The sequence below is a fragment of the Shewanella sp. SM21 genome (genome assembly GCF_025654335.1).
Taxonomy (GTDB): Bacteria; Pseudomonadota; Gammaproteobacteria; order Enterobacterales; family Shewanellaceae; genus Shewanella; species Shewanella oncorhynchi.
Window position 1 is genome coordinate 124,068 of the sequence record NZ_JAKKRL010000005.1, and the last position, 18,535, is coordinate 142,602.

Consider the following 18,535-nt stretch of genomic DNA (forward strand, 5'->3'; position numbering starts at 1 on the left):
AACTATTGAAGTAAATTAAACTTGATCAACAACAATATTTGAAATGACCGAACAAGGAATAACACAGAAATCAAGTGCTGAGGGCAATACAAAGTTATCTCCTAAACTTAATAAAATGACTAATTATTAATTTATAAAACACAATATAGCAACATGAGTCACTAGCGATGAATAAATTGCTGCACCGCATAAATAGACTAAAGACTGCTTTTGACAGTAATGAGCACGGCAAGCAAATGACACAGCAAAAAGCAGTCAAACAAACTAGTCTAATAACCAAGAAAAAATCATTAAATACCTTATTCATAAAACGAATAGGGTTCATTTATCATACTTAACACTAGACTTATATCAAACGAGTGAACTTAAGAGGGCAAAAAATGACAAGAAACTATGTGTTGGGAAATCAGTTAGTATTTGATGTACTTAAAAGACAGATTAGTACACAAGAAAATACAGTGAAGATAGGTGGTCGCGAGGCAGTAATCTTAAAGTTACTATGTGATAATTTTAATAGTGTTGTGGATAAGGAATATATTCAAGAAAAAGTTTGGGGGAAAGTATTTGTAAGCGAAACATCCTTGACAAAAGCTATTTCAAATTTGCGAAAAATCCTTACCCAATTCGACAACTTAGCTTGCGAAATCAAAACAATTTCAAAAGAAGGTTATGTACTTATTTTAGATGAAAGTACCACGGACATTCAAATTCCCGATAAAAAAGATATAATTGACATCAAAAGTATCGAACAAGGAAATAAAGCTTTAAACAATCACGGCATGATTTCATCTTTCATAGAGAAAACGGAAATGATGCGAGAAAATTTGTCTATTAAGCATGTATATTTTTTCTTAGTATGCTTAATTTCTTCACTACTTGCATCGATGTTTACCGTTGTAGCTATTGTTACCATAAATAAAATATTTTAATAACTATAACAGCTGTTTTTGGTTTGAATATCTCATTATATATTATAAGCATGTAAAAATGAGCTGTAAATATATTCCATAAAAATCAAAACACACTTGCATTATATAGCCAAGGCATTGGCTAATGATATTATACAAGTCAATAAATCTAGCTCAGATATAGTGATGAAGAGTGAATAGCTACGCATTAACTCTACAGAAATAAGTTCTCCAAAGACATCTGCAAGCGAAATACATAATTAGAATAGAGTATTTACACTTTAGAATAGGAGGTAGTACCTTACTAAAAAATCTATCAGCCTAATTATTTGCAATAAACACGTCTATCTAATTAACTTCGCATCTACTCAAATCTGATTAAATTTTTTCATAGTGCTTTATATCTAAATAAGTTAACTATTGATTAACACTTGCTTGCATAATATAGAAACTCTTAATGCCAATCAATATAGTTAGCAGAAAAACCTTACTAATAAATAAAATATAAAGGCACAAGATATCCTCTGATATACATGCGCCACAAATATATAGATTTAACCAATAGATAAATCGTTATATTAATTTAACTATTACAGGTTTTAACTTGAAAATATAAATTAATTCACGATGTTATTAACTTGTTCAATAGAAACATAAAACTGGTCATCTACTTTTATTAATGAGCCTGTTGCTATCAGTTCATTACCACTTTTTAATAATACTTCAGATTGAACAAAGTCGTTTACTGGCTTAATTTGACTTGTTTGTAAATGATTAAGTTCATCCAATGTCATAGTGCAATTTGCAATAACAACATCTATCGCGATGCGCATCATTTAGCCTCCCTGAGAAATAGAAATAATTGAGCGACGGACATCACGGATCTCTTCTTGAGCAGAGGTAATTTCTGTCATCGTATTTTTAAACTTTTGTTGCTCAGTATCTAAATCGACTTGGATGGTGTCACAATATGCTGTCATAGTTGCATTCATAGATTGGAGTTGATCATAAGTTACGTTCTTAGTGCTCCAATCAGTACCCGCGATCTCTCCAACGCCCTTAGAATTACCAAGTTTAGTTTTAATGATGTTATCTATTTTACTCAACAAATTCGCTGCAGATCCTTCAACGTCGGCACTGCCATTATTTAACCTAGTGCTTTTATCATCACCAGGTTTAGTGTTCGGTAATCTATCACTCATAATTAACCCCCATAGGCGGTTAATTTCGGCAATGGCCTCTGACTTTAATGAAATATTGTCAGCTTTAGCTTCAGCACTTTTTGTCTGTTCTGAAATATATTTTGAAAGAATTGTATCAATCAGACTCAACGGGTCTCGATTGCCCGCTGAAAATAAATAATTTGAAGATGATGCTTTAACCGCTTTAGTCGCTATGGGAAGCTGGTTCAAGGCCAATTCGAGCGCCATAGCCTCGGACTCAGGAGTGGGAATAGCACTGGTCATAGATCTAGCTTGAATATCTAGCATTTCAGTTTTCCTATTATGATTGAATAAAATATACGCGTGTTTGATTGCGGTCTTTAAAAATGACCTTATTACGTGAAATAGACTGAATCACACCTAGAAGTGGTACATTACTACCAACCCAATATCGATACTTGTCGTCATATATATACCCTCTTGATGTCGATGAGTAAAAGATTGAATATGGAAAGTTGGCATTATCAATAACTTGAGTGCTATCATTCCGAACTGAAACGGATGGGATAATATCCTGTAGCCCATTAGCTCTTAGCACAATTGCAGCTTTGGCGTTATCATTGACAAACCAAGTATCATTTATCTTATTAAACGACAAACCATATTCACCTAACACAGCCATAACTCGATTATCAGTTTCAAAGGTCTCAACCTGGATTTGATCACGATCGACTTTATTTATTACCTTATAACTAACAGGCTGCTTCGAATCGCTTGAGACTAATTCCACAACAGGTTGTGAGAGAATTTGCAAATTATTTGCTTCAACAATCTCAGCATTTGCTTGCAAAGCCTCAGGCAACAACAAAAAGGAGGCGCTATTGGGCACCTTAAGCTTGCCATTCTTGACGTAACTACCATTGAGTTGAGTTAAGTGTTCTGCAATTTGCGTGTACTGGTTAGCTTGATATACCATCCACATACCTAGACCCAATCCAGCATTAAGCAACAAAGTTAACATAATGAGTGCTTGATATTTTCGAGCTAGATAGCTTAACCATTGTGGTTTACGTTTACCTTCTTGATAAACAAAAAAGGCTATGCCTCTTAAGCGATAGATACGGCCTGACTTCAGTTTTTTTAATCGGTCGTTTTTTCTTGTTCCTCTAATACAGATGATATTTTTATCATTGCAAAAGTCCCAACGAGTACTTACAGGCAAAATTTCTGGAACATAAAGCGTTTCTGCATCTATATCTTTATTTGACCCTGTAATAACTAGTTTTGGTTCGACTGGTAATATTACGCCATGCAGGTGGCCATCAACGAATTCAACTAACCACATGCAAGTTCAACTCTTTTCTCAATATATTTGCAATACTCACAGTATCACTCAACGCTTTTAATAAACCTTGAGGATGGTCCGGTAAAGGCATATTACGCACATAGAAATAATCATTCGACTTAAACTTAGCAATATATCCACCCGATGTTAATGAAAAATTAGCATTTATCTTTAACGCAGTATCTGCAGGGAAATGCTCAATATCGAGTTCAACCATAATCAAGATAGTGTTGGCAAGGCCAACGCGAGCACCATCTTCAATGCGGCAGCTTACATCACCAAAATGACATAATAATGCTTGGTGTTCATCTAGCGATAGGCTTGAAGCTTGCACTAAGTGGGTAAATTCCATTATAAATAAGGTAAATTTTTTATTTTTCATCGTAATTAAACTTCATCTCAATCATAAAGCGGCGCTGAGTAATACGCTGTTCAGCAGTAGGTAAACCATTTTCAACACTACCGCGTAAAAAAATGGGCGTATCTCTCATACCTTCAGTTTGTAAAAAGTATTTCACGCTTTTAGCGCGCGCATCAGCTAGATGTCGATTACTCTCATAAGCTCCTGATGAATCAGCAATGCCATAAACCAATATGCTTTCTATTGGCTTTCCACGCAGATCTTCAATCATGCGAACCAACATATTTCTACCATCTGGTGTCAGAACTGATTCATTCACCATAAATAGCTCATTAAATACTAAACGTACGTGTTTAGACTGAGTACGACAAATATCGAATCTATTATCTAATGCGCATGATGATTGATCGTCTACTATCCAATATTTCCCATCGTCCGAACTCCAACGATCACCTGCTATAGATCGACCCGTATCAGCGGCAGTTGAACGGTCACTGCCAGAAACTTTATTACCCTTCACTACATTAATAAGATTTGAATAGAGCCAATAGTCACCTTGACAACTGCTTACCTCGCTTAACGCATAGGTATGTAAATTAGCGAGATATAGCCGACTTGGATGAGAAGGCGTAGAAACTTCAATACATGTCGTCTGATGTGGTGAACCATCTACATATTCAGGTATTCTCTTTACCCAATAACGTAGATGATCTACATCATCAATCTCAGAAAACAGTAAATTATAAATATCTTGTTTCCATTCATGATCCCATATTATTGAATCATCTTTCACATTCTGGGCACATGAAGTGAGTCCAACTATCACCCCTATCCAAAGCCAATTTCTAAACATTTTTTGCACTTTCCTGCTTATTTAATTCTAAGAGAATAAAAGCGATATGGCGGTAAAACTCTTTAGGAATATAGTCTTCACCAGTACGCATACTTTTATAGAATGCCCTTGCAAGCCCTATATGTTCCAAAATCGGAATATTAAGCGCCTCTAATCTACGGCGTTCATCCAATGCAAATGATTCAGTTGTAATCTTGAGCACGACAGGGACTTTATCTATCATGCAGTCATAGCAAATAGGCACTAAGATATGCGTAGGATTTGCAATAGCAAAAGTTGGTGTACGCCCTTTAGTCATTGGCGCATCCATGACTTCTCGCATTTGCCGTTTGCGTTCAGACTTCATTTCTGGCGAGCCTTCAGTTTCTTTCATTTCATTTTTCATTTCAGTAAACGTCATACGGTTTTTATGATTAAAGTGATAACTCTCAGCCATAAAATCTACACAACCTAAACTTACGCCATAAACAAAAAACAATAAGGAAACCAAACCCACATACAGCATTAGATTATAAATAAAGTATGACACATTGTTTATTTGTGCCAACCTAGTCAATTCTGCGCCACCAATATCAAAAACATATTTAAGCAAAAACAACAAAAACGTTAACTCTAGCACCTTACGTAATGAACGGGATATTGCCTCAATTCCAAATATATTTTTAGCCCCCGTAACTGGGCTAATCTTTTCCATTTTAAGACCTAATGACTCAGTATTAATAACATTCTTATTTAGCATTACCCAACTAATAGCTGCCATGACGAGCTTAATCATTAGCAGTATGAATATACCCCACGCAATCACAGTGTAAATAATGTCTAAGCCTGTCTGTATATCTGCATATAACATTACCTCAAACCAATCATTTGACGAATCAAAAATAAAATAAATTGTACCAATAAATATCACTGCAAATACCACTAACTCCATGGTCGGTTCTGCTAGTTCAGTTTTTGGAAACTGACCTTTTTTTCTTAACTCCCGAAGCTTCTTCTCCGTTGGCGGATATTTTTTGGGTTCAGTTGATTCGTTTGACATAAATTTAGATCAAAACTTGTAGTGGTTCGGAACTCACAACACAACTTGGATCAGCTATATCACCATGGCTACATACTGAAATAGTTGATACCACCTGCTGGAAGAAAGATTTAACCGAATTAATTTCATTATCGTTCACAACTAAAGTCGGCTTACTTCCATATAGTGAGGTCATTCGCAGAACTTCCTGGCGTAATGCTGACTGAAGCTCAATTAGGCTATCTAAATCCTCACTCTCCCCCATGACAAAGGTTTCAATGCACTCGGTTAGTTCAGAACTCAATAGCGCAACATAGATTTTTCCCTCAGAATTCATTAAACGTGAGGTGATTTCATATCTTGCTTGATTTCGAATCCGATTGAGCCAATTTTTAGACTCATTATCGATACGAGACCAATAAATTAATGCCTCAAAGAAAGTCACCCTATCGAGATAAAACTCGCGAGCACGGATCATTTCTTTAATCACATCATGGACACGGTTCAAACCAAGTGCCGAGTCGATTTCGTTTTTAATCACTTCACTTTGGCTTGCAAGTCCTTCAATAATATTGCTGGTGTATTGAAGATTATACTTTTCAACTAAGCATTTCCGTAAAAAATATTGCACAATCGTAGCGATATTTTGGGTGGCAGCATCGCTAACAAAAATTTCGTCCCCAAGTACTTCGATTAGCTCTGCAGACTCATCATGTGAGAAGCTATAAATACGAATACCCGAAATATGAACTTCTATATCAACAGTAAGTTGCTCATCTACTGTGATAATAGGGGCGCCAAGGGCTTGGCCCCAAAGTGCTTTTTCAATCTGTACAAGACTAGTTTCTACTAGGGTGCAATGCTGAGGTTCCCTTAGCACAAATGTAAGAGATTCATATAGTCCACTGCCGGCAATGCCTGTATTTACGACAGTTTTTGGCTTGCCTTGCACTCGCCACAGTAAGAACGCTGACAGTGTACATAAGATAAATAACGTCATACACACATAGAACAGACTTGGACTGAGTAGACCGAGTAGTAAAATCAAGGCTCCAATAACTAACAGGCTTTTCCAAAAACGGCTAACCTGCTTTGCCATCTGCCCCATAAATGAACTAGATTCTTCATCCCCTTTAATACGCGTGAGATACACACCGCAAGCGATTGATAACAATAAGCTGGGGATCTGCGAGACAAGACCATCACCTATCGTCAGTACAGAGAATCGGCTAACACTTTCAGATAGCGAGAGATCAAACTGATTAACCCCCACATAAATGCCACCAAACAGGTTAACCAAGCTGATCAAAATACCAGCAATAGCATCACCTTTGACGAATTTCATTGCCCCATCGAGCGAACCAAATAGCCGATTTTCGGTGCTTAAATCAGAGCGTAACTTTTGTGCTTGTTCACCTGTAATAAGACCACTTTTTAAATCGCCGTCAATCGTCATTTGTCTACCAGGTAAGGCATCCAGAGAGAATCTGGCCCCCACTTCCGCGACCCTTTCGCCACCTTTGGTAACAACTAAAAATTGCACTATGGTGATAATGATAAAGATGAGTAACCCTGAAATAAGGTTCCCTCCCATCACAAACTCCCCCACGGTTTCAATCACATTACCTACATCTTCATTCGCAATAATGTTTCGGGTCGTTGCGATAGACAATAACAAGCGAAAGGTCGTCAGTAACAATACGACCGTTGGTAAAAATGTCACCATTAGAGGTTGATCATTCTCAAGCATGATAACCAGCAGCAATACTGAACTAATAAAACTAATTAAAATAAACAGATCGATCACCACTCCGGGAAGGGTGAACAAAATAATAGTTGGCAACGCAAATGCGAGAATCACACTGCTGGGATTAAACTTGATTGGAAACCGACGAAGACGCTTAATCATACCGTCTCCAAGCTAGTCCGTAGTGCTTCAACAATCGACTGAGTTTCTATGCTAATAATCTTGTCGTCATTCTCTATCGTCAGCACGGCGAATCCATTGACATAGGTATACTCTACAGACAAATGTCTTGCCTGATCGTCTATTTCAGCATGGAGTAAGTCCACAAGATGTCCGATTAAATACTCATTAAGACTCAGTTCTGTTAAACGCAATTTTACGGTTTCAGCGAGTCGGTTTTTCAATTCATCTTTCAACAAACTAAGACTTTGATACTGTTCTTCAACAATATCGACAAGCTGTTGATTGGCTTCGTCAAACCAACGCTCTTGATTAACCTGAAATTCTTCTTCTATCTCATTATATAAATTATTAGCGTGAAGATTGAGCGCCTGCTCTTTCTCCTCGATCAGTTGCACCACTTGCTCTTCAAGCATTTGCTGGTATTGCTCGACTCTCTCTTCTAAAGCAGATAATAACGCCTTAGCCTCGTTATAAATAAGAAGATCAGACTTCTTTATTACGTTTGAGTGACGCTCTTTCTTAAATGCAATCTGTGGAACTAATCGATGCAATGAATTGATTTCTATATACAAGACATACCTCATTCTGGTTTAGAATTTAAGCTTACTAAATCCTTAAATCTCACTACAAAAGAAAAAAAAAGATTAAACCTGAACTCTTATGATTTAATCTTTTCAATTGATGGAGAGTCTGGAGGTTAGCTATTGATTCAAGGCGCTAAAACCAGATTACTTCGAACAACCGGAGAGGTAACAATCAGTTCTCCACTGGCAGTCCCGAGTAAATATGAGCGTCCGGTCGACACTAGATCCAACCCTGAAATTTGCTGGTAATCAGATTTATTCATTCGATTAACGGGATTTAACTGCGACTTAATCTCGGCCCGATCCCTTAAATTATTTAATTTACCGGCAAAATGATTTTGTCCCCGCATACTGGTAGCCCCTTGAGTCAACAGGACCTTCGAATTCAAACTTTTCAAATACTGACCTAAATCTTGTTTTCGCCACTCTTCAAATTCAGCAGAATCTTTTTTACCTCGTAAAGACTCAGGTATAGGTCGCCAAGATCCCATTAACGTGCCAGCCTCTGGACGATCTAAGAACTTAGGTACCCTATGTTGAATATGTCCCCCCGCTCGACCTACTATGCGCGATTCGATCTTACCTAGGTCAAGTTGTGGTTTAGCAGTACTTTTTTGACTCTCAGCGGCAATAGCAGGACCAGCTGTCTCAGTCGACACTGGGGTTAATGTATTAACTAACGTTGCTACAACACCGACTTCACCATCAGTCACATCCGTCATCGATGACGAACCGTTGCCCGTTGCAGCTGAGGTTGTACCGCTGCCATTACCTGCCGCGGGACCACGAGGATGAGCTGTAGCTGCACTCGGCACTGCATCTGGGGTTGTCCCCAAATTACGTCTAGGTCCTTGGGTGTAATTGCTGCCCGTTTGCGCACCCTGACTCAGATTCACTGGTGTTGAACTACTCACCTCCCATTTACGGCCAGTGTATCCTTGTGCAGCATTCGCCTCAGGCACCACTGTCGCAGGGGTATCTTCCGTAGGCACGCCATCCGTCTGTGACATTGAAGGCGTGTTTGTGGTGTTCGCCGCGACAGGCGAACGAGCCGGTGTACCTGTATTTGTAGGAACATCGGCTTGCGTGCCATCATCTGTTACATCCGCCACCGATGGCGAACCGTTGCCCGTTACCGCTGGGGTTGTACCGCTGCCATTACCAGCCGCGGGACCACGAGGATGACCAGTCGCGGTACTCGGCGCTGCATCTGGGGTTGCCCCCAGATTACGCCTAGGTCCTTGGGTATAATTGCTGCCCGTTTGCGCACCCTGACTCAGATTTACTGGTGTAGAACTACTCACCTCCCATTTACGGCCAGTGTATCCTTGCGCAGCATTCGCCTCAGGCACTTCTGTCGCAGGGGTGTCTTCCGTAGGCACGCCATCCGTCTGTGACGTTACTGGCGTGTTTGTGGTCTTCGCCGCGACAGGCGGACGAGCTGGTGTACCCGCATTCGTCGGAGTGTCCGCGACGGCTGTCGGAACATCAGTTTGCGTGCCATCATCTGTCATCGATGGCGAACCATTACCCATCACTGGTGGGGTTGTACCGCTGCCATTGCCAGCCGCGGGACCACGAGGATGACCAGTCGCGGTACTCGGCGCTGCATCTGGGGTTGTCCCCAAATTACGTCTAGGTCCTTGGGTGTAATTGCTGCCCGTTTGCGCACCCTGACTCAGATTTACTGGTGTAGAACTACTCACCTCCCATTTACGGCCAGTGTATCCTTGCGCAGCATTCGCCTCAGGCACTTCTGTCGCAGGGGTATCTTCCGTAGGCACGCCATCCGTCTGTGACGTTACTGGCGTGTTTATGGTGTTCGCCGCAACAGGTGGACGAGCAGGTGTCCCCGCATTCGTCGGTGTTTCTGCGACGGCTGTCGGAACATCGGTTTGAATCCCATCATCTGTTACATCCGCCACCGATGGCGAACCGTTGCCCATCACTGGTGGGGTTGTTCCGCTGCCATTGCCAGCCGCGGGACCACCGGGATGACCAGTCGCTGCATCTGGGATTGTCCCAAGATTATGTCTAGGTCCTTGGGTATAATTGCTGCCCGTTTGCGCACCCTGACTCAGATTTACTGGTGTAGAACTACTCACCTCCCATTTACGGCCGGTGTATCCTTGCGCAGCATTCGCCTCAGGCACTTCTGTCGCAGGGGTGTCTTCCGTAGGCACGCCATCCGTCTGTGACGTTACTGGCGTGTTTGTGGTCTTCGCCGCGACAGGCGGACGAGCAGGTGTCCCCGCATTCGTCGGTGTTTCTGCGACGGCTGTAGGCGAATCGGTTTGCGTGCCATCATCTGTCATCGATGGCGAACCGTTGCCCGTCACTGTCGCAGGTGTATCGTCCGTTTGCGTCGCAACTGGCGTTGTGATTTTCGTTGTTGTACCTGCTAAAAGCCTAGGTAAATCGGATCCCGTCGCACGATCGTGTTCATCAATAACCAATGATTCACTATTAGGAATAACAGCATACGCTGTAGCACCATCTTTCCCTTTTATTTCGACCATTTGAGCACATGCATCATCCCCGCTTAGAAGTAAATTGAATAAGGTTACCAGCTGCGGATCTGCTTGCTCTTGGCACTCAGATATTAACGTCTTTAATCGCGCTTGACGCTCCTTAACTGGCGTCTCGACAACAGTGACTTCAGCAGCATCAGCAAAGGGTAACGTGACCCGCCCGATCGATGTTGCATCAGTTGTTTGCGTGCCGATATTATTAACATGCGACTCGTTAGGGGTCTTAACTTTATCTTCTGAAACCAGATTAATGTCTGGATCCTTGGAAGAGTTAATAAAGACATACCAACTGTTATGAAAGTTACTAACGTTGTTAAAACAGTTATTAAAAACATCTCCGCGTTCGGTGTCTTTGTCCGTCACATCTTCTGTATGCTTAGGTTCCGGTAGCTCGGCCAGGGAAGGCAAATGAAAAGGGCGCTTAGTTGGTAAATCTTTGGGGGCATCAACTTTAGGCGGCTCCAACGGGGCTTTTTTCTTCTCTTTATCGCCAGCGACAAATTGGGATCCACCATACATAGCTATCGCAGATGCATTACCATACATCACCACAAATACCGTCGGTAATAAACTAAATCCTAAGGTGAAGGGAGCTAACACAGTACCGATTGTTACGGCACCGGCGATCGCAGCCAAATGAAACTTAGCCTTTTTCTCTGTGCTCACTCTATTTGATTTTTTAGTGCTTTCTTTAATCTTTTTAGGCTTAACTTTAGAATGAGGCTCTTCCGTCTCCAAAATACTAGGGGCAGTAGAGACACTCTCTGGAATTTGAGGTTCCGCAGATCTAAGTGTTGGAGCTCTAACGTCCAATAAAGAGGTAGATCGTGCTATATTCCTAGGTAGAGCCTCACAGTCTAAACGTGATAACTCTGGCATAGAAGTACTACGAGTCAACGCTGGATTAAGTGCCATATTAAAATCTCATCTTTTCAAATAAATTAATGCTTAACCGTCTCACATTATCTTCGGAATAATCTTGCTCAGCTATTGTGAGAGTAAGAAATCCATCAACACGAATAAATACACCTTTTGAGGCCATTTCAAATTGTAAAATAAGATCAATAACGGCCTCCAAGTTAACGAGATGTATTAACTGAAAAAAAGGAAAAACTGGCAGCAATAGATTGTCTGGGTAATCTCTAAAAATAACACCCTCATTTTTTTCGAGGCGCTGTAAAAATTGTTGAATGTAGTCACACGTTCTAGTTTTCATTTACTTTGGACAAACCAATACAAGGTCATTATTAGTTAACGACAATATTTCTTCAACACTAAGACTAGTTTTAAACATAGTACAAGATGCCATCAGAACTAACGTTTTCGGTAATGAAGATAAACTAGTTTTCAAATAGTTAGCATCAATAATGAGTGTATCCACTTTTAACAATGCAGATATGTTGAAATCTCCTATAATAAGTTTGCAACTCATTAACAGAGGCAACTCATCTATATCCATCTCAGGATATGATTTAAACGCTAATCCATACTGGCTTAAGACTTGAGTGATTACATAGGATAAGTAATCCTGTTCGAGATGGTTCACATCCAAACCGAGCAACCTGCCTGCTTCGCATAAAGAAACATATAGTTCAGCCTCGATACCAACATGCTTTAAGCTGAGTAATATGAAATCCTGCTGCTGAAATCGATGACATACAGCCCCCACATCAACTCTAATCTCTTGATTATTAAAAGTTGTCCCAGCAATCTGATTAACTGCTCGGTACATTGCTGGTTTCATCTCATATTTTGGCATGAGAGTGACGCGCTCTTGTTTCATATATTTCACCGATTCCTAGATAACAGTGCTAATACATCCATACTCATTTTAAAATCTATATCATCGATCCAATCACGTATTCCAGCAGGTGTTTTGCAAACAAAGTCATAAAGCTGTTGATAAGCATCTTTCGAAGTCACCTCTTCAAAATCAACACTTTGTACTAATGTTAAAATAAAGGTAATTTTATGAAATTGACTATCTAGTATCCCTTCTACCACAATCGCTTTAACTGTTGTTTCAGAATAATCGCGCAACATAGCAAACCATTCGATTACCGCTTGTTTATCGGCATATATCTCCACATCAGATAATCTATTCCAACTAAGCCGTTCTGACTTAGCCTTTAATAACTGATAAGGATCAAGTGTTTTGCCCTTTAAGTGACAATGCGAGATACGAACATGGCGATTATTTGTAGGCATTTATACTTTACTCTTGAATATAGTAACGGCGACATAAAGCCAATAATGACAGTAAACCATCTAAATTATGTTCATAAGCGACAAGTTGCTGCACTGTTTTGCTATTAGCATCCATATCCCCTGCGGAAGACTTAACATCTGCAATATATTTTTTAAGCTGTTTTCTTAACGTTAATGGATATAAGTGCTCACAGTGCTCTGCCGCATGTAATATCCAAAGTTGAGCATCATTTAATGATTTAACATCAAGTAAATTATCAGAGAAACCTTGCCAATCGCGTAACGCCTTGAGCTGATAGCTATTAAGCTGTCGAGCAAATTGCCTTTGCTGATCCAATGTTAAATTTTTACGTTTAACCCGGAACAGACGAGGATATTTTTTAGTTCGCTTGTCGACTTGCTTTATATCTTTTACTCGGCGAGGCTGGCGGTGGTCACCAGCCTTTTGAGTTCGGTTAATATCCGAAATTTTTTCGGTGCGTTGTGTCACGGCAAAAGAAACGGGTCGAAGCATAGTTAATCAGAGCGAGCTTAGGCTCGCTCTGCTCCGTATTATCGGTTAGTCACTAAACTCGCTTTCGCTACAGCTTCAAGGATCTCATTTAACTTCACCGCTTCAGCAGTCAGATCTTGAATATATTGATCAAGCTGAGCATCAAACTTCTCTTTCAAGTCTTTGCTCGCTTGAGTCTCTTCTTGTACTTTCACCTGTTCAGCATTTTGAATTTCGTTTGCATTGCCAACCATACCATCAGCCATTCCACCCATTTGAGTGACAGAGTTGTACTTGGCAGTACGCTGCTGCTGAAGATTAGCACTGTATTGATTAAGCTCTTTTGCTGTTAGATCTGAGACTTTAGGAGACTTATCAACATTAGTGACTTTACCAGACTCAAGATCCGTCGTTTTTAATAACTTGACTCCTCCTGTATCCGCAGCCCCTCGGTCGCCCATTTTGGATAAGTGTTTATCCTTCAGCGTTTTAGTTTGGCCAATTCGAACAGTTGCTGCAGTTGTCATTCCCATGTTAACCACAGATGACGCTAAGGTAATACCGAAGCGTAATTTGGCATCTTGAGATTTATCTTGCGCGAGCATAGTCGCCAACTCTGACGTAGCAACAGCTTCACCAATGCGATTCTTCATCACTTGAGCGCGAACCTGTTGAGACGACTCAATAATTTGTGCTAAAAGTGCCAGTAAATCAGCCATTGAAACCGAGCCTTTGTTGGCCTCTTTCAATGAGTTTTCATAACTGCCCCATGCTTTTTGATCTATCGGCTTGAGATTATTAACAGAAGAAGTCTCTTCAGATTTTGTCGATGGTAGTGACAGTGCACTCATTTGTACTAAATTCATAAATTAACTTCCTCTTACATATTGATTGAAATAATCTTGTCGTTGTATTCGCGCTGATCACTATTAACTTTAAAAAGTGATTCAAAAGCATGGCTTACCGCACGCAACGCCTGATTAAGCATGGTCAAGATTTGCTGGATACGTGTTTCCAACTCCTCTTGGTTTGCTTTAGCAATCTCAAGATCTTTTGTAATGTCGGCAGACTTAATCGCGTAACCGCTACTCACGACTGAAGTTGCATTTGAAGTAACCGAACTTGCTTGAGCAATCTTTGAGGTCAGCTTTTCACCACCACTTGCAAATGACTTAATCTTATCGAGTAAAGGCTCAATCAACTTCATAACTTTGTTGACCATACCCTGAATTTTTGTCGATATAGTGCTGAATGACTTCAACGTTTTAACTGCGTCGACAGCCTTATCAACCATAGTTGCGACTTTCGCAGCCCCACTCGCAACAGCCTTACCCGCAGTCGCCATCATGTTCCCAGGATTGAAACTGACCACCATACTGATAATGCCAATAGCAATCTCTAATCCCATTGATACATAGCCCCTGATCTCTTCAGAGACACCTGCGGCTTCCATAATCTTATCGACAATTTTAGGCAACACGATCGAAGCAATCATGAAACCAATCATCACTGCAGCCATAACAGGATTGAATGGCGCCATTATAATTGCCGCAAGAAAACCTAATCCCATAGCAATCTTGCCCCAAATGCCTTGGCTCTTTTGGGCTTGCTTCTGTTCTTCAATCTGCGCCATACGCTCTTTAAGCGCATCGATCTGAGTATTTTTTTGAATATCTATCAGTGTTTTTTTCGCTTCAGAGTTTTCTTTACCGGTACCAGAAAACGCTTCAGCGGCCAGTTTCATACTCTCTTGCACCATGCGCCAGAGCTGACTATCGGACACTCCAATCGTATTGCCTGGTAAGGGTTGATTCGGCTTAGCCGATTCTGTCGCAGCAGTGTTTTGGCGCTGAACACTCTGGCTCTGTTCATCGACTGTACCAATAATGCTTGGCGCAGCGACGGTAATCATGAATGTACTCATAGTTATTTCCTTTCATGTGACGATACTGGGAATAGATGCGCACTCACTATCAGAGTTACTGAAGTGAGCTTGCACATCTAAATTCTCGCGATGCGAGCGGCATGTTCCCAGTGCTACCATGCCCTTCTATTTTGTACTTAATACAAACACGACTCTTTAGATGTTCCTTGCGAATGCCATTTGCTCATCACGGCAGACCTGAATCCAATACTTAAGGGTCTGCTGCAGCATCTTGACTTGATCGCCGATACGGTTAATTTCTTTAATATCTTCATCAGTAAGCTGTCTAGGCGAGAAGTTTTTATAAAGATCTGTTAAATATTGAGCCTGAATCGTTCCGTCATAATCGAAGGCCTGAGTCACTCCAGGTGGTAAAGGCTTATTTGTGTCCGACGAATTCTGCCAACCAGGACACTTAGCACTGAACAAGTACGCCATCGCATCCATATTGGCTAATTTAGTGAGTAGTCCATCAACCTCTGCTTTACTGCCAGTGAGAATGGTCTCGACCTCGGCTGCCGATACTGTTTGATCACCGTTTAACGCGCTCAGCAACACAATTCTTGCCATAGGGCTAATATCGTTAAGGCCGCTGGTGATCCAGCCACCGGCATTGGGATCGTTATACACAGACGAGGTAAAGCGACTCGATAACTCTGTGGGCGTCGTCGATGAGATATTGCCGCCACTCATAGCTGACATAGCTTGGTAAGCAATGCTATCCGTTGGAATTTTCCCCCCCTGAATCGCACTATTCAGAGTACTCCAAACATTATTGACCTTCGCCCCCAATTGCTCAGGGGTAAAATCCCAATTGGTATGACTGCCACTACCAGTTTTTTCCAGTAGAGTCCCCAATTCTTTCAAGAAGTTAGCGTCTTCTAAACCGTACTCTTTACTATTACTCAACACATCGAGCAGCACCAGCTGGAACATGTTCTCGTACTCAATTCCGTTAATCCCGCCCTCTTTCATAGCAGTAAACATCTGCATAATGGCGGCCTCGAATGCAGGTTTTCCACCACTGGTCCACTTATTAACGATGTCTAATTGACTTCCATAGCCCTCAATACTCGTCGCAAGAGCCGAAGCAATAACGGCCTCGGAATGTTGACCCGCCATAGCCATCACCACTTGTTTCTGCTGCGCCGCAACCATTAATAGCGTTGTTACATCCCCCGTTTCGACATCGAGTGAGGCGAGCGCACGGTCAGCAATCGCCAACTTAGATTCATTCGCGACAGGCTGCATAGTTTTAAGTGGTGCATTTTCGGTTGTAGACGGCAATGTCCACTGGGGCTGAAGACCAGAAACACCATTAATACTCATAGCAAACTCCCTGTTGATTGTTAGATATTTCTAGCGAATGCCATGAGTTCATCCCGGCAGATCTGAATCCAGTACTTAAGGGTCTGCTGGATCATTTTCACTTGATCGCCGATACGGTTAATTTCTTTAATATCTTCATCGGTTAACTCGCGTGGTGGAAAGTCGGTATACATATCTTTAAAATAACCGGAATCCAATCCAACCCCCTCCCAATCAATCACCTTATGCCCATTTTGAGTGACTTCACGCCAACCGCTATCTTCCCCGTGACCATCATTTTTAAAGAGAAAATCCATAGCAGATGTATAACTTCCGCCCGGTGTATTATTTTTAATAAAGTCATTCAACTCACCCACTGACCCAGTGAGAAATAAATTTATCGTATCTTGCGTTACGTCAGGATACTTATTTAAATAGGCAGCCATTAGTGCCATACGTAACATAGGCGAGACACCTGCATCACTTGGATATCCAGCATCACCAATAAACGAATATTTATTTTCAAAATTATTTTTAAAATGGTCGACTAATGCAGATGGTGCGCCTTGTTTATCTTTTAAAAATGTCAGTACTTCATTACACAGGCTGTCTTTCGGAGCATTTTTCAACATAAAGTCAAAGATAGCTGTACTTTTATCTGCGAATTTCTGTCCATTCCAGCCCTCATGATATCCATGTGAACCAGAACCCGTGCTCTCTAAAAAATGCATCATGTCTTCCATCATCTGTGGCGTGAGATCTGGAAAGTCAGCTGAGTGTGAAATGTAATCCATAATGGCTAGCTGAAATAAATCTTCAATTTCATTACCTGTGATACCATCTTTCAGAAAACCTTCGAACATTTCTCTCATTGCACTTTCGAACATCGGCAGACCACCAGTTGTCCAACCTTGTATATGTGCTAATTGTTTACCATAAGCTTCAATGCTTCCCGCCAAAGCAGAGGCGATCGCGCTTTCAGAGCTCAGGCCAACCATTGAGCGTACAACTTCTTTCTGATGGGCAGCAAAAGTAGCAAGCGTCTGAAATGGAGATGGCTCACTCTTAGTAAATGGCAGAGCTTTATTTGTTTTTTCTTCTTGCTGGGAGGCAGACTTAACTAACTTTTCTATATCATTTAGATTTTTTTTATCGGCATCAGTCAAAGATGAACTTTTTTGTTCAAAATTTAGCGCATCTGATAACACTCGTGCATTATTCACTATCATTTATAGAGTCTCTACAATTTAAGAATCCTGTATCCTCTTGATGGTACAGGTTGGGAATGCACTCACACAGAACAGCTAAATGTGTGAGTCATGAAATTGGCTTATATCTCAAGAAAAAACTTAGATTCAAATGGTTGTTTCATATTGACTCTGCAATACTATCTATAATTAAGGTAAATACGGGCTCAGCTGCGACTTAAGATAATGATATCGTTGCAGATAGAAATCATTTAAATTATCTTCTTTTACAATAAGCCAGGTAACACTAGCCTCGGTATATTCATTTAACTTATAATGACACAAAGAAATGTTGAGAATAGTTTCATCTAGATCATTTGTCGGGAAAGTCTTTAATATGTTTAGCACTTCCAAAGCTTTTTTAAATTGCCCTTTTTCCAAAAAAATGGCAGCTAGACATCCTGGGCCTCGATGATCATACGGATTTAAACCAACATAGGCAGAAAAAACAATCTCAGCTTCCTTAAATTGGAAGTCAGTATAAAACTTAACCCCTAATTCATAAATTGATTTTAGTTGAGTTATTGTGATTTTCTGCGACTTACGCATAGCTGCAATATCTTTTTCAATGACTGTGCCACTCAATAGCTCAAAAAAGTCATCACAGGTTTCACCTGGGCGTATTGTATTTTTTTTCATATAAATTCAATCCAATTTTAACG

At 40.7% G+C, this 18,535-nt stretch carries 18 protein-coding genes; 1 reads left to right on the plus strand and 17 read right to left on the minus strand.

Annotated elements, in window-relative coordinates:
- Positions 1–380 precede the first annotated feature (380 nt).
- Positions 381–929: a transcriptional regulator gene (locus L5L94_RS08225; protein ID WP_263162451.1), complete on the plus strand. Its 549-nt coding sequence runs from the start codon at positions 381–383 to the stop codon at positions 927–929.
- A 596-nt stretch (positions 930–1,525) separates the two neighbouring features.
- Here the strand turns inward: L5L94_RS08225 and L5L94_RS08230 are convergent.
- From L5L94_RS08230 to L5L94_RS08310, 17 genes are all read right to left on the minus strand, one after another.
- On the minus strand, positions 1,526–1,744 hold the full coding sequence (locus L5L94_RS08230; RefSeq protein WP_242068362.1) for a FliM/FliN family flagellar motor switch protein: 219 nt from the start codon (positions 1,742–1,744) through the stop codon (positions 1,526–1,528).
- Positions 1,745–2,398 carry a hypothetical protein gene (locus L5L94_RS08235; RefSeq protein ID WP_219234903.1) on the minus strand — a complete coding sequence of 218 codons (654 nt, stop codon included), beginning with the start codon at positions 2,396–2,398 and terminating at the stop codon, positions 1,745–1,747.
- A gap of 13 nt (positions 2,399–2,411) precedes the next feature.
- Positions 2,412–3,416: a hypothetical protein gene (locus L5L94_RS08240; RefSeq protein WP_219234901.1), complete on the minus strand. Its 1,005-nt coding sequence runs from the start codon at positions 3,414–3,416 to the stop codon at positions 2,412–2,414.
- On the minus strand, positions 3,403–3,798 hold the full coding sequence (locus tag L5L94_RS08245) for a hypothetical protein (protein WP_251071130.1): 396 nt from the start codon (positions 3,796–3,798) through the stop codon (positions 3,403–3,405). Before L5L94_RS08245 ends, L5L94_RS08240 begins: the two co-directional genes overlap by 14 nt.
- Positions 3,788–4,630 (minus strand): OmpA family protein, encoded by an 843-nt coding sequence (locus L5L94_RS08250; protein WP_219235006.1) that lies wholly within the window; start codon positions 4,628–4,630, stop codon positions 3,788–3,790. Before L5L94_RS08250 ends, L5L94_RS08245 begins: the two co-directional genes overlap by 11 nt.
- Positions 4,623–5,669 (minus strand): EscU/YscU/HrcU family type III secretion system export apparatus switch protein, encoded by a 1,047-nt coding sequence (locus tag L5L94_RS08255; protein WP_173497956.1) that lies wholly within the window; start codon positions 5,667–5,669, stop codon positions 4,623–4,625. The genes L5L94_RS08250 and L5L94_RS08255 overlap by 8 nt, the downstream gene beginning before the upstream one ends.
- 4 nt (positions 5,670–5,673) lie before the next feature.
- Positions 5,674–7,557 (minus strand): FHIPEP family type III secretion protein, encoded by a 1,884-nt coding sequence (locus tag L5L94_RS08260; RefSeq protein ID WP_263162459.1) that lies wholly within the window; start codon positions 7,555–7,557, stop codon positions 5,674–5,676.
- The gene (locus L5L94_RS08265; RefSeq protein WP_263162462.1) at positions 7,554–8,150 is read right to left on the minus strand and encodes a hypothetical protein; all 597 of its coding nucleotides are present in this window, start codon (positions 8,148–8,150) and stop codon (positions 7,554–7,556) included. The genes L5L94_RS08260 and L5L94_RS08265 overlap by 4 nt, the downstream gene beginning before the upstream one ends.
- A 137-nt stretch (positions 8,151–8,287) precedes the next feature.
- Positions 8,288–11,329, minus strand: coding sequence for a hypothetical protein (locus L5L94_RS08270; RefSeq protein ID WP_263162465.1), 3,042 nt, complete (start codon positions 11,327–11,329; stop codon positions 8,288–8,290).
- A 580-nt stretch (positions 11,330–11,909) separates the two neighbouring features.
- On the minus strand, positions 11,910–12,476 hold the full coding sequence (locus L5L94_RS08275; protein WP_173497862.1) for a hypothetical protein: 567 nt from the start codon (positions 12,474–12,476) through the stop codon (positions 11,910–11,912).
- Positions 12,477–12,481: 5 nt separating this feature from the next.
- Positions 12,482–12,901, minus strand: a complete 420-nt coding sequence (locus tag L5L94_RS08280) for a hypothetical protein (RefSeq protein WP_049821674.1) — start codon at positions 12,899–12,901, stop codon at positions 12,482–12,484.
- Between the two features lie 7 nt (positions 12,902–12,908).
- Positions 12,909–13,415, minus strand: a complete 507-nt coding sequence (locus L5L94_RS08285) for a hypothetical protein (RefSeq protein ID WP_028759493.1) — start codon at positions 13,413–13,415, stop codon at positions 12,909–12,911.
- Positions 13,416–13,453: 38 nt separating this feature from the next.
- Positions 13,454–14,260, minus strand: a complete 807-nt coding sequence (locus L5L94_RS08290; RefSeq protein ID WP_173248270.1) for a type III secretion system protein — start codon at positions 14,258–14,260, stop codon at positions 13,454–13,456.
- A gap of 14 nt (positions 14,261–14,274) precedes the next feature.
- Complete coding sequence (locus tag L5L94_RS08295; protein WP_173248272.1) at positions 14,275–15,318, minus strand: VspD; 1,044 nt, start codon at positions 15,316–15,318, stop codon at positions 14,275–14,277.
- 156 nt (positions 15,319–15,474) lie between these two features.
- Positions 15,475–16,647, minus strand: a complete 1,173-nt coding sequence (locus tag L5L94_RS08300) for a hypothetical protein (RefSeq protein WP_173248274.1) — start codon at positions 16,645–16,647, stop codon at positions 15,475–15,477.
- A 20-nt stretch (positions 16,648–16,667) separates the two neighbouring features.
- Positions 16,668–17,855, minus strand: coding sequence for a hypothetical protein (locus L5L94_RS08305; RefSeq protein ID WP_173248276.1), 1,188 nt, complete (start codon positions 17,853–17,855; stop codon positions 16,668–16,670).
- A gap of 168 nt (positions 17,856–18,023) precedes the next feature.
- A complete protein-coding gene (locus L5L94_RS08310) occupies positions 18,024–18,512 on the minus strand; it encodes a tetratricopeptide repeat protein (protein WP_173248278.1) in 489 nt (162 codons plus the stop codon).
- Positions 18,513–18,535 lie beyond the last annotated feature (23 nt).

Coding starts and splice junctions, on each gene's coding strand:
- L5L94_RS08225 (WP_263162451.1), top strand. CDS start 381: ATGACAAGAAACTATGTGTTGGGAAATCAGTTAGTATTTGATGTACTT.
- L5L94_RS08230 (WP_242068362.1), bottom strand. CDS start 1,744: ATGATGCGCATCGCGATAGATGTTGTTATTGCAAATTGCACTATGACA.
- L5L94_RS08235 (WP_219234903.1), bottom strand. CDS start 2,398: ATGCTAGATATTCAAGCTAGATCTATGACCAGTGCTATTCCCACTCCT.
- L5L94_RS08240 (WP_219234901.1), bottom strand. CDS start 3,416: ATGTGGTTAGTTGAATTCGTTGATGGCCACCTGCATGGCGTAATATTA.
- L5L94_RS08245 (WP_251071130.1), bottom strand. CDS start 3,798: ATGAAAAATAAAAAATTTACCTTATTTATAATGGAATTTACCCACTTA.
- L5L94_RS08250 (WP_219235006.1), bottom strand. CDS start 4,630: ATGTTTAGAAATTGGCTTTGGATAGGGGTGATAGTTGGACTCACTTCA.
- L5L94_RS08255 (WP_173497956.1), bottom strand. CDS start 5,669: ATGTCAAACGAATCAACTGAACCCAAAAAATATCCGCCAACGGAGAAG.
- L5L94_RS08260 (WP_263162459.1), bottom strand. CDS start 7,557: ATGATTAAGCGTCTTCGTCGGTTTCCAATCAAGTTTAATCCCAGCAGT.
- L5L94_RS08275 (WP_173497862.1), bottom strand. CDS start 12,476: ATGAAACAAGAGCGCGTCACTCTCATGCCAAAATATGAGATGAAACCA.
- L5L94_RS08280 (WP_049821674.1), bottom strand. CDS start 12,901: ATGCCTACAAATAATCGCCATGTTCGTATCTCGCATTGTCACTTAAAG.
- L5L94_RS08285 (WP_028759493.1), bottom strand. CDS start 13,415: ATGCTTCGACCCGTTTCTTTTGCCGTGACACAACGCACCGAAAAAATT.
- L5L94_RS08290 (WP_173248270.1), bottom strand. CDS start 14,260: ATGAATTTAGTACAAATGAGTGCACTGTCACTACCATCGACAAAATCT.
- L5L94_RS08295 (WP_173248272.1), bottom strand. CDS start 15,318: ATGAGTACATTCATGATTACCGTCGCTGCGCCAAGCATTATTGGTACA.
- L5L94_RS08300 (WP_173248274.1), bottom strand. CDS start 16,647: ATGAGTATTAATGGTGTTTCTGGTCTTCAGCCCCAGTGGACATTGCCG.
- L5L94_RS08305 (WP_173248276.1), bottom strand. CDS start 17,855: ATGATAGTGAATAATGCACGAGTGTTATCAGATGCGCTAAATTTTGAA.
- L5L94_RS08310 (WP_173248278.1), bottom strand. CDS start 18,512: ATGAAAAAAAATACAATACGCCCAGGTGAAACCTGTGATGACTTTTTT.